At 64.4% G+C, this 16,132-nt stretch carries 10 protein-coding genes; 2 read left to right on the top strand and 8 right to left on the bottom strand.

Annotation, left to right across the window (positions count from 1 at the left end; all coding sequences use genetic code 11):
- Nucleotides 1-11 precede the first annotated feature (11 nt).
- From E8E68_RS18790 to pgm, 3 genes are all read right to left on the bottom strand, one after another.
- Nucleotides 12-956: a FecR domain-containing protein gene (locus E8E68_RS18790; protein WP_280343671.1), complete on the bottom strand. Its 945-nt coding sequence runs from the start codon at nucleotides 954-956 to the stop codon at nucleotides 12-14.
- Nucleotides 953-1,465 carry a sigma-70 family RNA polymerase sigma factor gene (locus E8E68_RS18785; protein ID WP_280343668.1) on the bottom strand — a complete coding sequence of 171 codons (513 nt, stop codon included), beginning with the start codon at nucleotides 1,463-1,465 and terminating at the stop codon, nucleotides 953-955. The genes E8E68_RS18790 and E8E68_RS18785 overlap by 4 nt, the downstream gene beginning before the upstream one ends.
- A gap of 78 nt (nucleotides 1,466-1,543) precedes the next feature.
- Nucleotides 1,544-3,181, bottom strand: coding sequence for a phosphoglucomutase (alpha-D-glucose-1,6-bisphosphate-dependent) (pgm, locus tag E8E68_RS18780; protein WP_266030180.1), 1,638 nt, complete (start codon nucleotides 3,179-3,181; stop codon nucleotides 1,544-1,546).
- 231 nt (nucleotides 3,182-3,412) lie between these two features.
- Between pgm and E8E68_RS18775 the strand changes: the two genes are divergently transcribed.
- Both E8E68_RS18775 and E8E68_RS18770 read left to right on the top strand, forming a co-directional pair.
- Complete coding sequence (locus E8E68_RS18775) at nucleotides 3,413-4,060, top strand: DUF1345 domain-containing protein (RefSeq protein WP_110744131.1); 648 nt, start codon at nucleotides 3,413-3,415, stop codon at nucleotides 4,058-4,060.
- Between the two features lie 275 nt (nucleotides 4,061-4,335).
- A complete protein-coding gene (locus E8E68_RS18770; protein ID WP_266030176.1) occupies nucleotides 4,336-4,596 on the top strand; it encodes a DUF1652 domain-containing protein in 261 nt (86 codons plus the stop codon).
- On the opposite strand, the gene E8E68_RS18765 is transcribed toward E8E68_RS18770, so the two are convergent.
- The 5 genes from E8E68_RS18765 to E8E68_RS18745 all read right to left on the bottom strand — a co-directional run bounded on the left by E8E68_RS18765 (nucleotide 4,593) and on the right by E8E68_RS18745 (nucleotide 15,940).
- A complete protein-coding gene (locus E8E68_RS18765; protein ID WP_266030174.1) occupies nucleotides 4,593-6,683 on the bottom strand; it encodes an EAL domain-containing protein in 2,091 nt (696 codons plus the stop codon). The genes E8E68_RS18770 and E8E68_RS18765 overlap by 4 nt on opposite strands.
- Before the next feature lie 257 nt (nucleotides 6,684-6,940).
- Complete coding sequence (locus E8E68_RS18760; protein WP_110744134.1) at nucleotides 6,941-8,434, bottom strand: efflux transporter outer membrane subunit; 1,494 nt, start codon at nucleotides 8,432-8,434, stop codon at nucleotides 6,941-6,943.
- Nucleotides 8,431-11,538, bottom strand: a complete 3,108-nt coding sequence (locus E8E68_RS18755; protein WP_280343663.1) for an efflux RND transporter permease subunit — start codon at nucleotides 11,536-11,538, stop codon at nucleotides 8,431-8,433. The genes E8E68_RS18760 and E8E68_RS18755 overlap by 4 nt, the downstream gene beginning before the upstream one ends.
- A complete protein-coding gene (locus E8E68_RS18750; protein WP_280343660.1) occupies nucleotides 11,535-14,633 on the bottom strand; it encodes an MdtB/MuxB family multidrug efflux RND transporter permease subunit in 3,099 nt (1,032 codons plus the stop codon). The genes E8E68_RS18755 and E8E68_RS18750 overlap by 4 nt, the downstream gene beginning before the upstream one ends.
- The gene (locus E8E68_RS18745; RefSeq protein WP_266030167.1) at nucleotides 14,630-15,940 is read right to left on the bottom strand and encodes an MdtA/MuxA family multidrug efflux RND transporter periplasmic adaptor subunit; all 1,311 of its coding nucleotides are present in this window, start codon (nucleotides 15,938-15,940) and stop codon (nucleotides 14,630-14,632) included. The genes E8E68_RS18750 and E8E68_RS18745 overlap by 4 nt, the downstream gene beginning before the upstream one ends.
- Nucleotides 15,941-16,132 lie beyond the last annotated feature (192 nt).

Genomic DNA, 16,132 nt, shown 5'->3' with positions numbered 1-16,132 from the left:
AGGGGACAGCCTTACGCACGATTTTCTCGCGCAGACAGGGTGACCCAATAACGTGTGCGTGACTGCACCTGCAACGGCAGGCTGGCAGCAAGCAAGGCCAGCACCCGGTCGGTATCGTCCAGGCGGAAGGTGCCGGTCACGCGCAGGCGCTCAAGCGCTGGCGCCCAGCGCAAAAGCCCGGGGCGGTATCTGCGCAGTTCCTGCAGCAACTCGCCCAGCGGGCGGTCGTCCAGCCGCAGCACGCCTTCGCGCCAGCCCAGCGGCCAGGTGTCAAACGGTCTCGCAGGGCCGACGCCCACCGCCTGCAGGCTGGCCTGCTGCCCGGCCTGCAGCAGCACCGTCGAGGCCCGCAACGGCTGCAGGCGGGCCGCACCGTTGAGCACCGACACCTGGCAGGCATCATCGATCAGACGCAGACAGGCCTCACCGTCACTGAGCATCACCTGGCCGTAAGGCACCTGCAAGGCCAGGCTCAAGTCGGCGGGCACCTTGACCGCCACTTCGCCCCGCAGCAGTGTCAGGCGGCGGGCGCCCAGGTCAATATTCACGGCACTGTCGGTGTTCAACTGCACGAAAGTACCGTCGCTCAGCAGCACCTGCCGTCGCTCCCCTACCGACGTGCGCAGGTCGGCAGCCCAGGCATCCAGCGGCAGTTCCCGGCTCACCAGCCATGCTGCGGGCAATAGCGCCGCCACGCCCAGGGCCTGTTTGAGCAACGCACGGCGGCCAGCATCCGGGCGGTCCAGGGTGGCCATCGCCAACGTCCCGGGCAACCCGGAGAACCGCGCACGCAACGCCGCCGCCTTTTGCCAGGCGTCTTCGTGCAGGCTGTTGCTGGCACGCCATTGCGCCAGGCGCCGCAAGTCTGTTTCACTGGCGCCGCCAGAATCCAGCAACGCCAGCCAACGGGCGGCAGCACGCACCGCCTCGCGGGTTTCGGGAGCATGCTGGGTCACTGCAGGTCGGCCAGCAGGCAATGCTCGTAGGCCTGCGCCATGTAGCGCTTGACCGAGCGCTCGCAAACGCCCAGGCGCTTGCCGATTTCGGCGTAGCCCAGGCCTTCCAGCTGGCTCCAGAGAAAGGCCTTGCGTACCGGCGCCTTCAGGCCGTCGAGCAGTTCATCCAGTGCTTGCAGGGTTTCCAGCACTATCCAGCGTTGCTCTGGCGAGGGCACATGCTGTCGGGGCAGTTGCACGATGGCATCTAGGTAGGCCTGCTCAAGGCTGCGGCGCTGATGGAAGTTGCTGAGCAGGCGCTTACCCACGGTCAGCAGGTAGGCGCGTGGTTCGCGAATGTCTGCCAGCGGCTGGGCACTGGCCAGCACGCGCAGGAACGTATCCTGGCTGAGGTCGGCGGCATCCCAGGCATTGCCCATGCGCCGGCGCAGCCAGCTCTCCAGCCAGCTACGATGCTCCCGGTACAGGGCAGGCAGGCTAGGCTCCGGTGGCGGCGCGGCGTCGATCATGGGGAAGGCCCTGCGGCGGCGTAAATAGGATTAATTCTAATTTACATCGCGCCACAGAACCAAGCGGTTTGTTACCGGTCAGGCAATTGCCGCGTCCACCAACACCTGGGCTTCCTGCACCAGGCGCTGCAAGTGCGCCTCGTCGATGAAGCTTTCGGCGTAGATCTTGTAGATGTCTTCGGTGCCCGACGGGCGCGCAGCGAACCAGCCGTTGGCGGTCATCACTTTCAGGCCGCCAATGGCCTGCCCGTTGCCTGGGGCGTGGCTGAGAATCTGCACGATCGGCTCACCGGCCAGTTCGGTCGATTTCACCTGCTCCGGCGCCAGCTTGCTCAACAGGGCCTTTTGCCGGGCGTCGGCCTTGGCCTCGACACGGGTGGCGAATGGCTTGCCCAGGGCTTCGGTCAGGTCGGCGTAGGCCTGGCTCGGGTTGCGCCCGGTGCGGGCGGTCATTTCGGCGGCAAGCAAGGCCGGGATCAGCCCGTCCTTGTCGGTGGCCCACACCGAGCCATCGCGGCGCAAGAACGAAGCACCCGCACTCTCCTCGCCACCAAAGCCCAGCGAACCATCGAACAGGCCCTGGGCGAAGAACTTGAAGCCAACCGGCACTTCGTACAACTTGCGGCCCAGGCGCTGGGTAACGCGGTCGATCAGGCCACTGGAAACCACGGTCTTGCCAACGGCGGCGTCGCTGCGCCATTGCGGGCGGTGGCGATACAGGTAGTCGATGGCAACGGCCAGGTAGTTGTTCGGCTGCAACAGGCCGTCGGCGGTCACGATGCCATGGCGGTCGTGGTCAGGGTCGCAGGCAAAGGCCACGTCGAAGCGCTCGCGCAGGCCGATCAGGCCCTGCATGGCGTACGGCGAGGACGGGTCCATGCGGATCTGGCCGTCCCAGTCGACGGTCATGAAGCGGAAGGTTGGGTCGACCTCGGTGTTCACCACTTCCAGGTCGAGCTGGTAGTGCTGGGCAATCGCCGACCAGTAGCGCACCCCTGCCCCACCCAGCGGGTCAACGCCCAGGCGCAACTTGGCATTACGGATGACGTCGAAGTCGATGACGTTCTCCAGGTCGGCCACATAGTTGCTCAGGTAGTCATGGCGCTGGGTGGTGGCTGCCTGCAGCGCCTGGGCATGGTCCATGCGCTTCACGCCCGCCAGGTTTGCCGCCAGCAGCTCGTTGGCCTTGGCCTCGATCCACTTGGTGACGTCGCTGTCGGCCGGGCCGCCATTGGGCGGGTTGTACTTGAAACCACCGCTTTGCGGCGGGTTGTGCGACGGGGTGATGACGATACCGTCGGCCAGGCCTTGGGCGCGGTCACGGTTGTGGCAGAGGATGGCGTGCGACACGGCCGGCGTTGGCGTGTACTCGTCATCTTTGGACAGCATCACCTGCACGCCGTTGGCGGCCAACACTTCCAGGGCGCTGGCAGTGGCCGGTGCCGACAGGGCATGGGTGTCGGCGCCAATGAACAGCGGGCCATCGATGCCCTTTTCCTGGCGGTACAGGCAAATGGCCTGGGTAATGGCCAGGACGTGGTACTCGTTGAAGCTCAACTCAAGTGAAGTGCCCCGGTGCCCCGAGGTGCCGAAGGCCACCCGCTGGGCCGCCACGGCAGCGTCGGGGCGGCCGGTGTAGTAGGCGGTGAGCAGCCGGGGAATATCGACCAGCACGCTGGCCGGAGCCGGCTTGCCTGCCAAAGGACTGAGCGTCATGCAAAAACCTCGAGTTCAACGGATGTTGGTATTTGAGCATGCAGTGTACTGAGAGTTGCAATGCCGTGCGATGGGCGACCTCAAAGAAAACAGCAGGTAACGCGCCCCTTTCCTGGGAGCGGACTGCCGTCGCCCAAGGGCCGCAAGGGCGACCCCACAAACACCCTGTGAAGCAGTACCCAGGCCGCAACGGTCTAGAGTAGAAGCCACACCCACAGTAAATGAGGCCCCATGGCTTTCCACCGCCTGACCCGAACCCACCCCCGCCTTAGCCTGGCCGCCGCCGTTGGCCTTCTCGGCGCCTGGCTGATCCCCGCCGGTGACACCGTGCAGCACATCCTCGCTGGCTGGAACCTTGGCGTGTGGCTGTACCTGCTGCTGGTACTCTACCTGACCTGTACCGCCAGGCCGGAAAAGGTCCGCAAGGTTGCCCGCGTCGAAGACGAAAACGCAGGCATCGTCCTGCTCACCGTGTGCATCGCCGCCATCGCCAGCCTCGCTGCAGTCACCCTGCAGCTGGTGTCGAGCCGTGGCCTGCAAGGCAGCGCGCTGGCACTGCATTACCTCTACACCGGCCTGACCGTGGCTGGCTCGTGGCTGCTGATCGGCTGCATTTTCAGCCTGCACTACGCCCGGCTGTTCTACACCGGGCAAAACCACGAACCACCGCTGCGCTTCGCCGATGGCCAACGCAACCCGGATTACTGGGACTTCCACTATTTCTCGTTCACCATCAGCGTGGCCGTGCAAACGTCCGATGTGGGGGTTGCCGGGCGGGGGTTGCGGCGCGTGGTGCTGGCGCATTCACTGGTGGGGTTTGTGTTCAACACGGCGATTTTGGGTTTTACCATCAATATCGCCGCTGGCTTGCTGGGCTAAGCGCACCGTTCGTCTGAAAGCGCTGGGCGTGCAGCGTCGGTGAAATCGGTAAAAACCACCGGAACCAAGGGGGCATTCCGGCCGGGAAAACGTTTGCCATGCGGCCCCTTGAAAACCTGCAGCCGAGACAATGATGTGACGCTAGTCATGCATTAGCACATTTGTCGTATTTGCAGCCGAGAATCGCGCGTGCCAAGTGCTATGTTTACCTTCCCGGCGGCCGCATCGATGTGGCCACCCGCTCACCACGTCCAGGCACGGACAAGGAGGCAGGCATGAACAAGATGACGTTCCCAAACGCCTGCCAGGTGATGCGCTGGCATTTCCACCCGCTGGGGTTCGAGGCCAGCATGGATGCGCCACGCAGCATGATCGCGCGGCTGTTCGACCGCGCCACCGGTGAAACCGTGCTGGCGATAGCCGGCATCCCCTGCGCGGCAATCATGGCCGCCGCCGATGTAGAGCGTATCATCGAGGCCGTCGAGGCGGAGATGGATGCGTTCATCCCCGCCTTCACCTTGCGTGACGCTGTTTAACCCGTAGCCCTGCTTTCCTGGCCAATGGCCTGCAACTTGCCCATGAACTGCTCGGGCGGTACTGGCTGGCCCAACAGGTAGCCCTGCAGCGAATCACAGCCCAGTCGGGTCAGGAAATCTTGCTGCCGGTCGGTCTCTACCCCTTCGGCAACGATGCGCAGGCCCAGCGCCTGGCCCAGCGCGACAATCGCCGAGACGATCGCCGCATCGTCGCTGTCGTGCTCCAGGTCGCGCACGAAGCCACGGTCGATCTTCAATTCGTTGGCCGGCAGCCGCTTGAGGTACATCAGGCTGGAATAGCCGGTACCAAAGTCATCGATGGACAGGTCCACACCCATGTCGGACAAGCGCTGCAACACGGTCAGGCTGGCATCCGCGTCGTGCATGGCGGTGGTTTCGGTGATTTCCAGGGTCAGGCAGTTGGCTGGCAGGCCGTTCTGCTGCAGGGCCCGGGCGACGCTCTCGACCAGCCCGGCGTGGCAGAACTGGATAGCCGACAAATTCACCGCCATGCGCCAGCCATGATGCCCCTGGTCCAGCCACTGGCGCATTTGCCGGCAGGCTTCATCGAGCACCCACTCACCGATAGGGATGATCAGGCCGGTCTTTTCTGCCAAACCGATAAAGCGGTCAGGCAGCAGCAGGCCCTGCTGCGGGTGCTCCCAGCGCAGCAGCGCCTCGGCCCCGATCGGCTGGCAGGCCTGGGCGTCGAACTTGGGCTGGTAGTGCAGGCGGAACTGGCGCTGCTCCAGGGCCTGACGCAAATCCTGCAAGAGTTGCAATTGCTGGCGGGCGTTGCTGTTCATCGACACGTCGAAGAAGCTGTAGCCGTTCTTGCCGGCGCTCTTGGCGTGGTACATGGCGGCGTCGGCATTGCGCAGCAGTTCATGCTGGTCCTGGCCATTGCCCGGGTACAGGACGATGCCCAGGCTCGCCGACAGTTGCAGGTCATGCTCGGCCACGCGGAATGGGCGCGACACCAGGTTGACCTGCTTGACCGCCACGTCCATGGCATCGTCCGGTTCCTGCAGCTCTACCAGCAGCACGAACTCGTCGCCACCGATGCGCGCCAGGGTGTCCTGGCTGTGCAGGTGGCCGCGCAGGCGCGCCGCCACGGCCTTCAGCAGCAAATCGCCGATGTGGTGGCCAAAGGCATCGTTGACCGGCTTGAAGCCGTCCAGGTCGATGAACATCAGGGCAAAGCAGCCGCCCTGCTCCGCCACCTTGGCAATCGCCTGCTCGATGCGGTCGGCCAGCAGGGTACGGTTGGGCAGGTCGGTGAGGGTATCGTGCAGGGCCAGCTGGGTGAGTTCCTGGTTGGCCAGGGTCAGCGAGCGGGCCAGCTCGGCAGTACGCGCTTCCAGGCGGGCATCCAGCACCGAGGTCAGCAAGGCCGCCGCCAATACCGCCAGGGTGGTGATCAGCACCAGGTAAACCAGGCCGTCGCCTTGCAAGCCGCCACCCGCCAGCGCACCACAGAAGCTGCCATCAGGGAAGTTCGCTGCCGCCATGCCGGTGTAATGCATGCCAACGATCGCAAAGCCCATCACCACCGCCGCCAGGCCCCGAATCTGCCGCACATAGGGGGTGTGCGCACGCAGGCGAAAGGCGATCCACAACGCCGCTGCCGAGGCCCCCACGGCGATCAGCAGCGAGGCGCCAAACAGCGTCGGGTCATAGTCGATGCCCGGCAGCATGCGCAGCGCAGCCATGCCGGTGTAATGCATGCACGCGATACCGGCGCCCATGATCAGCGCGCCAAACGCCAGCTGCAGCCCCGGCATGCTCGGCTGGCTGACCAGCCACAAGGCAAAGCCCGAAGACAACACGGCAATCAGCAACGAGAACGCGGTCAGGGCCAAGTCGTAGCCCAGGTCGATGGGCAGGCTGAAGGCGAGCATGCCGATGAAATGCATCGACCACACACCGATGCCCATGGCCAGCGCCCCGCCGCCCATCCACAGGTAGGCAGCGCGGCCCTTGGCCGTGGCGATGCGGCCGGTCAGGTCAAGGGCGGTGTAGGACGCCAGGATCGCCACGCACAGCGAGATCAACACCAGCGAAGAGGAGTAGCTACCGGTCAGCATTGGGAGTACCAGCATCGGGACAAGGGGGCCCGGAAAAGGCTGACGATTGTACTCAAGCGTTGGCGAAACGCACGGGGTTTTTGCGAATGGGAATGGATCCAAAGGAAGAACCCGATACGCTCCGCCAAACACCGATGTGTAGCCCATCGCTGGCAAACCCACTGCCACTGCCAGTGCGCCGCTGCAAAGGCCTGCGCCTGAGCGGCTGGAGCTGGTTTGCCGGCGCTGCGGCCTGCACGGTCAATACGAGGACCAGATTACCGGCCCTGCTCGGCAAATGCCTGCCCTGCATCCCAGCCACCGCCCAGCGCGGCCACCAGTTGCACGCTGGCCACCAGCCGCCCTTGCAGCAGGTTCAGCACGCTGCGCTCGTTGCTCAGCGCCGTGGTCTGCACGTTGACCACATCCAGGTAGCCGATCAGGCCCGCGCGGTATTGGTTCTCGGTCAGGCGCAACGACTCGCGGGCAGCGTCCAGTGCCTCCTGGCGCACCACCGCTTCATCGCCGTACACCTTCAACTGCACCAGCAGGTTCTCCACTTCCTTGAAACCGTCCAGCACGGTCTGCCGGTACTGCGCCACGGTCTGGTCATACACCGCCACCGTGCGGTCCACCTCGGCGCTGCGCTTGCCGGCGTCGAACAGCGTCAGCGCCAGCTGCGGGCCTACCGACCAATAGCGGTTGGGCAACTCGATCCAGTTGCTGAAGCTGCTGCTGGAGTATCCGCCGCTCATGCTCAGGCTGAGGTCCGGGAAGTACGCCGCCCGCGAGACACCGATGTTGGCGTTGGCGGCCATGACGTTACGTTCCGCAGCGGCAATGTCCGGGCGCCGCTCCAGCAATTGCGAAGGCAGCGCAACCGGTATCTGCGGCAGCGCCGGAATATCCTTGCTGTCGGCCAGGGCGAAGTCGGCCGGGGTCTTGCCCAGCAACACGGCAATGGCGTTCTCGAACTGCGCGCGCTGCCAGATCAGGTCGATCAGGTCAGCCTGGGTACTTTTCAGCTGGGTACGCGCCTGGGCCACCGCATCCGGGCCGGCAACACCGGCGCGGTACTGGTTTTCGTTCATCCGCAACGAGCGCTCATAGGCCGCCACGGTGGCTTCCAGCAAGCGTTTCTGCTCGTCGATGACGCGCAATTGCAGGTAGTTCTGCACCAGTTCCGACTGCTGGCTCAAGCGGATCGACGCCAGGTCGGCGAAACTGGCTTCGGCACTGGCCTCGTTGGCATTCAAGGTTTCCCGCAGCTTGCCCCACAGGTCGATTTCCCAACTTACGCCCAACTGCGCGTTGTAGGTATTGCGAATGCCACTGCTGTTGTTGGAAAGGCTGGAGCTGGAGCTGCCGGTACCCTGCGCCGAGCGGTTCTTGCTGGCGCTCAGGTCAAGGCTTGGGAACAAGGCCGCACGGCTGCTGCGTACCAACGCCTGGGCCTGGCGATACTGGGCTTCCGATTGGGCCACGGTCTGGTTGCTGCGGTTGAGCTCCTCGACCAGCGCATTGAGCCCGGCATCGCCATAGATTTCCCACCAGGCGCCACGGGCGATGGCATCGGAAGGCGTAGCCTGGGTCCAGCCTTCGGCGTGCTTGAACTGCGCCGCCGTGCTGTTCAGCTCGGGGCGGTGGTAGTCCGGGCTCAGGGTGCAGGCACTGAGCAGGGCCACGCACAACCCGGCGCCGAGCAGGCGCGAGCCACGCCCACGGGTCAGCGCTTGCAGGGCACGGTGAAGTGGGGTCTGGGCAAAAGTCATAGCGGGGTTTCCAGGGCGGCGTCGGTGCGCACGCCGCGCCAACGGTTGAAACGGTGACGCAGGCGGTCGAGGTACAAGTAGACCACCGGTGTCGTGTAAAGGGTGAGGATCTGGCTGAAGACCAGGCCGCCGATGATGGTCAGGCCCAGCGGCTGGCGCATTTCTGCGCCTTCGGCCTGGCTCAGCAGCAGCGGCAAGGCGCCAAGGATGGCCGCCAGGGTGGTCATCAGGATCGGCCGCAGGCGCAGCAGGCAGGCGCGGCGGATCGACTCCTCCGGCGATAGCCCTTGGTGGCGCTCAAGCTGCAGGGCCAGGTCGATCATCAGGATGGCGTTCTTCTTCACCACGCCAATCAGCAGGAACAGCCCCAGCAACGAGATCAGGCTGAACTCGCCACCGGTGACATACAGCGCCAGCAAGGCACCGACGCCGGCCGAAGGCAGCGTCGAGAGGATGGTCAGCGGGTGGATGTAGCTTTCATACAGAATGCCCAGCACCAGGTACACCAGCAGCAACGCCCCCAGGATCATGAACGGCTGGCCCTGCTGCGTCTTGGCAAAGGCATCGGCGGTGCCACCCAGCTTGGCAATCACCTCCTCGGGCAGGCCAAGGGTGGCCACTGCCCGCTCCACAGCAGCCATGGCCTGGTCGGGGCTATAGCCTTCGGCAACGTCGAAGGCGATGTCCTCGGCGGCGAACTGGCCTTCGTGGCTGACCCGATCGTTGGCCAGGCTGTTCTCGTAGTGGGCAATGGTCGACAGCGGCACGCGCGCGCCGTCGGCGGTAATCACCTGCACTTGCTCCAGGGTACTCGGGTCCCAGGCATATTTCGGGTTGATCTCCAGCACCACCTGGTACTGGTTGAGGCTGTCGTAGATGGTGGAGATCTGCCGCTGGCTGTAAGCGTTGTTCAGCACGCTGCTGACCATGTCCATGTCGATACCCAGGCGCTTGGCCTGGTCACGGTCGACCACCAGCGTCACCTGCTGGGTGCCGGCACCGTCGCGGGCGTCAATGGCGGTCAATTGCGGCAGGGCGCGCAGGGCCGCAACCACCTTGGGGAACCACTCGCGCAAGGCCGTCAGGTCCCCACTTTGCAGGGTGTACAGGTATTGCGACGAGGTCTGGTCACGGCCACCGCCGCCCAGTTGCAGGTCCTGGTCGGCCATCAGGAACAGCCGCCCGCCCGGCACCTTGGGCATTTCCTTGCGCAGGCGCTCGATCACTTTCTGGGCGTCCAGCTTGCGCTCGCTGATCGGTTTCAGGCGCACCAGCACCATGGCATTGTTGGTGCCGCTGTTGCCGCCGATGAAGCCGGCAACGCTCTGCACCGCGGGGTCGGCAAGCAAGGCGCGGCGGTAGATTTCCATCTTCGGCTGCATCACGCCGAACGACAGGCCATCGTCCCCCCGGATAAAGCCCATCAGCTGACCGGTGTCCTGCTGTGGCATCAGCGTCTTGGGTACCACCACATACAGGGCGATATTGAGGCCAATGGTGGCCAGCAGGCTGAACAGGGTCAGACGCCTGTGGCGCAGCGCCCAGCCCAGGCTGCGGTCATAGGCGTCGACCATGCGTTGGTGGAGCTTGTCGCTCCACCGCTGCAGGCGGGTCTGCTCGGCCTGGTGGGCCTTCAGCCAGCGTGCGCAGAGCATTGGCGTGAGGGTCAGCGACACCACCAGCGAGACGATGATCGCCGCGGCCAGGGTAATGGAGAACTCCTGGAACAGGTTGCGCACGATGCCACCCATGAACAGGATGGAGACGAACACCGCCACCAGCGACACGTTCATCGACAGCAAGGTGAAGCCCACTTCCCTGGCGCCGAGGAAGGCCGCCTTCATCGGCGGCTGGCCGTCCTCGATATGCCGGGAGATGTTCTCCAGCACCACGATGGCGTCGTCCACCACCAGGCCGGTGGCGAGGATGAGCGCCATCAGCGACAGGTTGTTGAGCGAAAAGCCACACAGGTACATGACCGCGAAGGTACCCACCAGCGACACCGGCACCGCCAGGCTGGGAATCAGCGAGGCGCGCAGGCTGCCGAGGAACAGGTAGACCACCAGGATCACCAGGACCACCGCGATCAACAGGGTATGCTCGGCTTCCTTGAGGCTTGCCTTGATCACCGGCGAGCGGTCCATGGCCACGTTCAGTTGCACACTGGCTGGCAGCAGCGACTGCAAGGCTGGCAGCTGCGCCTTGATCTGGTCGACCGTCTCGATGATGTTGGCACCCGTCTGGCGGTTGACCACCAGCAATACCGCAGCCTGGTCGTTGAAGAAGCCACTGTTGTAGCGATTCTCGACCCCATCGGTGATGGTTGCCACGTCGGTCAAGCGCAAGATGGTGCCGTTCTGCTGGCGGATCACCACCGGCTCGTAGTCCCTGGCCGTTTCCAGCTGGTCATTGGCCCGCACCTGCCAGTTGCGCTCGGCATCCTCGACAAAGCCCATGGGCCGGCGCTGGTTGGCGTTGGACACGGCAGTGCGCACTTCATCCAGCGACAGGCCGTACTGGTTGAGCAGCTGGGGCTCGACGGCAATGCGCACCGCCGGCAACGAACTGCCACCGATTTGCACCTCCCCTACCCCAGACACCTGCGCCAGGCTCTGCGACAGGATGGTGTCGGCCAGGTCATACAACTGGCCTTTCTGCAGCACGTCCGAGGTCAGCGACAGCACCATGATCGGCGCTTGCGACGGGTTGATCTTCTTGTAGGTGGGCATGCTGCGCATGCCACTGGGCAGCAGGTTGCGGGTGGCGTTGATTGCCGCCTGCACCTCGCGCGCCGCCCCGTCGATATCACGCCCCATCTCGAAGCCGATGATCACGCGGGTCGAGCCCTGGTTGGAGCTACTGGTCAGCGTGGTCACCCCGGCGATACTGCCCAGCTTGCGCTCCAGGGGCGTGGCCACGGTAGAGGCCATCACCTCGGGGCTGGCGCCGGACAGGTTGGCCGACACCACAATCACCGGGAAGTCCATTTCCGGCAGCGGTGCAACCGGCAGCAGCTTGAAGCTGACACCGCCCAGCAACATGATTGCCAGGCTCAACAGCATGGTCGCCACCGGGCGACGAATGAAGGGTCCCGACAGGTTCATGCCTCGGCCTGCTTCGCGTCAGTGGCCGGGCGCCAGCGGCGTGCCAGGCGGTCGAAGTACAGGTAGATGACCGGGGTGGTGAACAGCGTCAGCACCTGGCTGACCAGCAACCCGCCCACCATCACCAGGCCCAGCGGCTGACGCAACTCGGCGCCGGAACCGGTGGCGAGCATCAACGGCACGGCCCCGAACAGCGCCGCCAGGGTGGTCATCAGAATGGGCCGGAAGCGCAGCAACGCGGCCTGGTAGATGGCATCGCGCGGGGTCATGCCCTGATGGCGTTCGGCCTCGAGGGCGAAGTCGATCATCATGATCGCGTTCTTCTTGACGATACCGATCAGCAGGATGATGCCGATAATGGCGATCATGCCCAGGTCGTTGCCGCTGATGAGCAAGGCCAACAAGGCACCCACCGCTGCCGAGGGCAGGGTCGAGAGGATGGTCACCGGGTGGATGTAGCTCTCGTACAGCACCCCCAGCACGATGTACATGGTCACCACCGCCGCCAGGATCAGCAGCAAGGTGCTCGACAGCGACGCCTGGAAGGCTTCTGCCGCGCCCTGGAAGCGGGTTTGCACCCCTAGCGGCATGCCGATGTCCTTCTGCACCTGCTCGATCACCTGCACCGCCTCGCCCAGCGAAGCACCGTGCGCCAGGTTGAAGGACATGGTCACCGCCGGGAACTGGCCAATATGGGAAATGGCCAGTTGCGCCTGGCGTTGTTCCACCCGCGCCAGGGCCGACAGGCGCACTTGGCCGCCATCGGCGGCCTTGACGTGGATCGACTCCAGCGCCTGTGGGCCGATGACTGCTGCATCTCTGGACTGCAGCACCACCCGGTACTGACTGGCCTGAGTGTAAATGGTCGAGATCTGGCGCTGGCCAAAGGCGTCGTACAGGGCGTTGGTGATCTGCGACACGCTGATGCCCAGGCGGCTGGCCATGTCACGGTCGATCAACAGGTAAACCTGCAGGCCCTTGTCTTGCAGGTCGCTGGCCACGTCGGCCAGTTCCGGGCGCTGCTGCAGCGCCTGTACCAGCTTGCCGCTCCATTGCGCCAGCAGGTCGGCGTCGGGCGACGACAGGCTGAACTGATACTGGGTGCGGCTGACCCGGTCTTCGATGCTCAGGTCCTGTACCGGTTGCATGAACAGGCGGATACCGACCAGTTTGTCGACCTGTGGCTGCAAGCGGCTGATGACCTCGCCGGCAGTGACATCGCGCTCACCATGGGGCTTGAGGTTGATCAGCAAGCGGCCGCTGTTGAGGGTCGCGTTGTCGCCGTCGACGCCGATGTAGGACGACAGGCTCTGCACGGCCGGGTCCTGCAGAATCACCTTGCTCAGCGCCTGCTGGCGTTCGCTCATGGCGGCGAACGACACGGACTGCGGCGCTTCTGAAATCCCCTGGATCACGCCGGTGTCCTGCACCGGGAAGAAGCCCTTGGGCACCACCATGTACAGGAACACGGTCAGCGCCAGGCTCGCCACCGCGACCAACAGGGTCAGCGGCTGGTGCTTGAGCACCCACTGCAGGGCGCCGCCGTATTGCTTGATCAGCCAGTCAATCCAGGCGCCACTGGCGCGGTAGAAGCGGCCCTGCTCCTGTTCCTTGGGTTCGCGCTTGAGCAGCCGGGCGCACATCATCGGCGTCAGGGTCAGGGACACCACCAGGGAAATCAGGATGGCCACCGCCAGGGTGATGGCGAATTCGCGGAACAGGCGGCCGACCACGTCAGCCATGAACAGCAGCGGGATCAGTACCGCAATCAGCGAGAAGGTCAGCGAAATCAGGGTGAAGCCGATCTGCCGGGCGCCCTTGAGGGCGGCCTGCATCGGCGTCTCGCCTTCTTCTATATGACGAGAGATGTTCTCCAGCATGACGATCGCGTCATCCACCACGAAACCGGTGGCAATGGTCAGCGCCATCAGGGTCAGGTTATTGACCGAGAAACCCGCCAGGTACATCACACCGAAGGTGCCGATCAGCGACAGCGGCACGGCGATCGACGGAATCAGGGTGGCACTGAAGCGACGCAGGAAAACGAAGGTGACCATGACCACCAGGACGATCGCGATCAGCAGTTCATGCTGCACGTCCTTGACCGCGGCGCGGATGGTCTGGGTGCGGTCGGTCAGTACCGAAACGTCAAGGCCGGCCGGCAGGTTGTCAGTAATCGACGGCAACAGGTCCTTGATGCGGTCGACCACTTCGATCACGTTGGCACCCGGCTGGCGCTGGATGTTCAGCAAGACGGCGTGGTTCTCGTTGGCCCAGGCGGCCAGGCGCTCGTTCTCTGCGCCATCGACGATTTCTGCCACATCCTTCAGGCGCAGCGGCGCACCATTGGTGTACGCCAGGATCAGGTTGGCGTATTCCTCGGGGGAACGCAGCTGGTCGTTGGCATCGAGCATCGACACCCGGGTCGGGCCGTCGAAATTGCCCTTGGGCTGGTTGACGTTGGAAGCACCGATCAACGTGCGCACGTCATCCAGGTTCAAGCCGTTGGCCGCCAAGGCATCGACATTGACCTTGATCCGCACGGCCTGGCGCTGGCCGCCAGCGATGCTGACCATGCCCACGCCACTGATCTGCGCCAGCTTCTGCGCCACGCGGGTATCGACCAGGTCGTTGAGCTTGGGCAGCGGCATGGTCTTGCTGGAAATGGCCAGGGTCAGCACAGGCGTATCGGCCGGGTTGACCTTGTTGTACACCGGCGGTGCCGGCAGGTCGCTGGGCAGCAGGTTGCTGGCAGCGTTGATCGCGGCCTGCACCTGTTGCTCGGCCACATCCATGTTCATGTCGAGGTTGAAGCGCAGGGTCAGCACCGAGGCCCCGCCGGAGCTGGTCGACGCCATTTGCTCCAGGCCCGGCATCTGGCCGAACTGACGCTCCAGTGGCGCAGTGACGGCACTGGTCATCACTTGCGGGCTGGCCCCGGGGTACAGGGTCATGACGCGGATGGTAGGGTAGTCGACCTGCGGCAAGGCCGACACCGGCAGCAGCTTGTAGGCGATCAGGCCGGCCAGGACGATCGCCAGCATGCTCAGCGTGGTGGCGACCGGCCGCAGGATGAACAGGCGCGAAAGGTTCATGCGCCCGCCTTGCCTGCTGCTTTACCAGGGTGCGCTTCACCGCCCTGCGCCGAGCCATTGGCATCCTGCCCCTGCAGGTGCTGCCCAGGCGTGGTGGGCACTTGCGAGCTGTCTTCGACCACCTCCACCTTGGTGCCTTCACGCAGGCGGTCGGTGCCTTCCAGTACCAGACGGTCGCCGGCCTTGAGGCCGTCGAGGATGACGCTGTTTTCGCCATCGCTGGCGCCAACCTTGAGCTTGCGCACGTTCACGGTATTGTCGGCGTTGACCACGTAGGCGAAGGTGCCGTCGTTGCCGAACTGGATGGCTGCTGCCGGAGCCAGGACCACCTGTTTGAGGGTATCGGCCAGCAAGCGAACGTTGACGAACTGGTTGGGGAACAGGGCCAGGTCCTTGTTCTCGAAGCGGCCCTTGAACTTCAAGGTGCCGGTAGTGGTGTCGATCTGGTTGTCGATGCTACCAAGCACACCCGTGGACTGCAGCTTGCTGTCGCTGCGGTCCCAGGCCTCGACGGGCAGGCTGGCACCGCTGCGGTAGCGCTCGAGCACGGTGCTCAGCTCGGTTTCCGGCAGGGTAAAGGCGACGCTGATTGGCTCGGTCTGGGTAATCACCACCAGCGCGGTAGTGTCGTTGGCGGCTACCAGGTTGCCCAGGTCGAGCTGGCGCAGGCCTACACGGCCGTTGATCGGTGCGCGGATCTGGGTGAAATCGAGGTTCAGGCGAGCATCGTTGACCTGCGCCTGGTTGGTCTTGACCAAGCCGAGGAACTGCGCGACCTGGGCTTCGGCGGTATCGAGGGTTTGCTTGGCGATGCTGTCTTCGGCATACAGGCCTTTATAGCGGGCCAGGTCGACCTGGGCGTTCTTCAACTGAGCCTGATTCTGCGCCAGCGTGCCTTCGGCCTGTTGCAGGGCAATACGGTACGGGCGCGGGTCGATTTCGGCGAGCAGGTCGCCGGCCTTGACCTGTTGGCCTTCCTTGAAGTGAATCTTCACCAACTCACCCGCCACACGGCTACGCACGTTGACGGTGTTGGTCGCGGTGACCGTACCCAAGGCCTTGTAGTACAGCGGGAAATCCCCCACCTTCACCGGCTCGACGCGCACGGGCACCGGATCGGTGGAGCCGCCAAAACCTGGGCGGCCGCCCATGCCCATGCCCACGCCTTTGCCACCGCGCCCGCCACCGGCTTCTTTATGCACAGGCGCCGCTGCGGGCCACAACCACCAGGCGAGGGCCGCCACCAGCAGCAGGATCAGCAGGCCGACGAGCCAGCGACGAGGGGAACGGGAATTGGACGCTTGCATGGGTTGAACGAACCTTGTTCGGAATGACGACTTGGGGAGGATGAACCATAAGCACTGGCATTGTTTTAGCAAAGGGCCTTTACCAGAGGTTTACCTTTGGCTGACGTAGCCAAGATGCGGAATTTTAAATGAAAACGGCCCGGAACGTGTTCCGGGCCGTTACAGGTTGTTGCTTGGAGCGGTGGCGGGCTT

Origin of the sequence: Pseudomonas sp. BN607, assembly GCF_029871175.1 — a bacterium.
Taxonomy (GTDB): Bacteria; Pseudomonadota; Gammaproteobacteria; order Pseudomonadales; family Pseudomonadaceae; genus Aquipseudomonas.
Note: the sequence above shows the minus strand (reverse complement) of the source record. Positions and strands in the feature narration are given on the sequence as shown.

What these genes read in the sequence shown, in the direction of transcription:
- pgm (WP_266030180.1), bottom strand. Translation starts at nt 3,181, where the DNA reads ATGACGCTCAGTCCTTTGGCAGGCAAGCCGGCTCCGGCCAGCGTGCTG.
- E8E68_RS18770 (WP_266030176.1), top strand. Translation starts at nt 4,336, where the DNA reads ATGAACAAGATGACGTTCCCAAACGCCTGCCAGGTGATGCGCTGGCAT.
- E8E68_RS18765 (WP_266030174.1), bottom strand. Translation starts at nt 6,683, where the DNA reads ATGCTGACCGGTAGCTACTCCTCTTCGCTGGTGTTGATCTCGCTGTGC.
- E8E68_RS18755 (WP_280343663.1), bottom strand. Translation starts at nt 11,538, where the DNA reads ATGAACCTGTCGGGACCCTTCATTCGTCGCCCGGTGGCGACCATGCTG.
- E8E68_RS18785 (WP_280343668.1), bottom strand. Translation starts at nt 1,465, where the DNA reads ATGATCGACGCCGCGCCGCCACCGGAGCCTAGCCTGCCTGCCCTGTAC.
- E8E68_RS18750 (WP_280343660.1), bottom strand. Translation starts at nt 14,633, where the DNA reads ATGAACCTTTCGCGCCTGTTCATCCTGCGGCCGGTCGCCACCACGCTG.
- E8E68_RS18760 (WP_110744134.1), bottom strand. Translation starts at nt 8,434, where the DNA reads ATGACTTTTGCCCAGACCCCACTTCACCGTGCCCTGCAAGCGCTGACC.
- E8E68_RS18775 (WP_110744131.1), top strand. Translation starts at nt 3,413, where the DNA reads ATGGCTTTCCACCGCCTGACCCGAACCCACCCCCGCCTTAGCCTGGCC.
- E8E68_RS18745 (WP_266030167.1), bottom strand. Translation starts at nt 15,940, where the DNA reads ATGCAAGCGTCCAATTCCCGTTCCCCTCGTCGCTGGCTCGTCGGCCTG.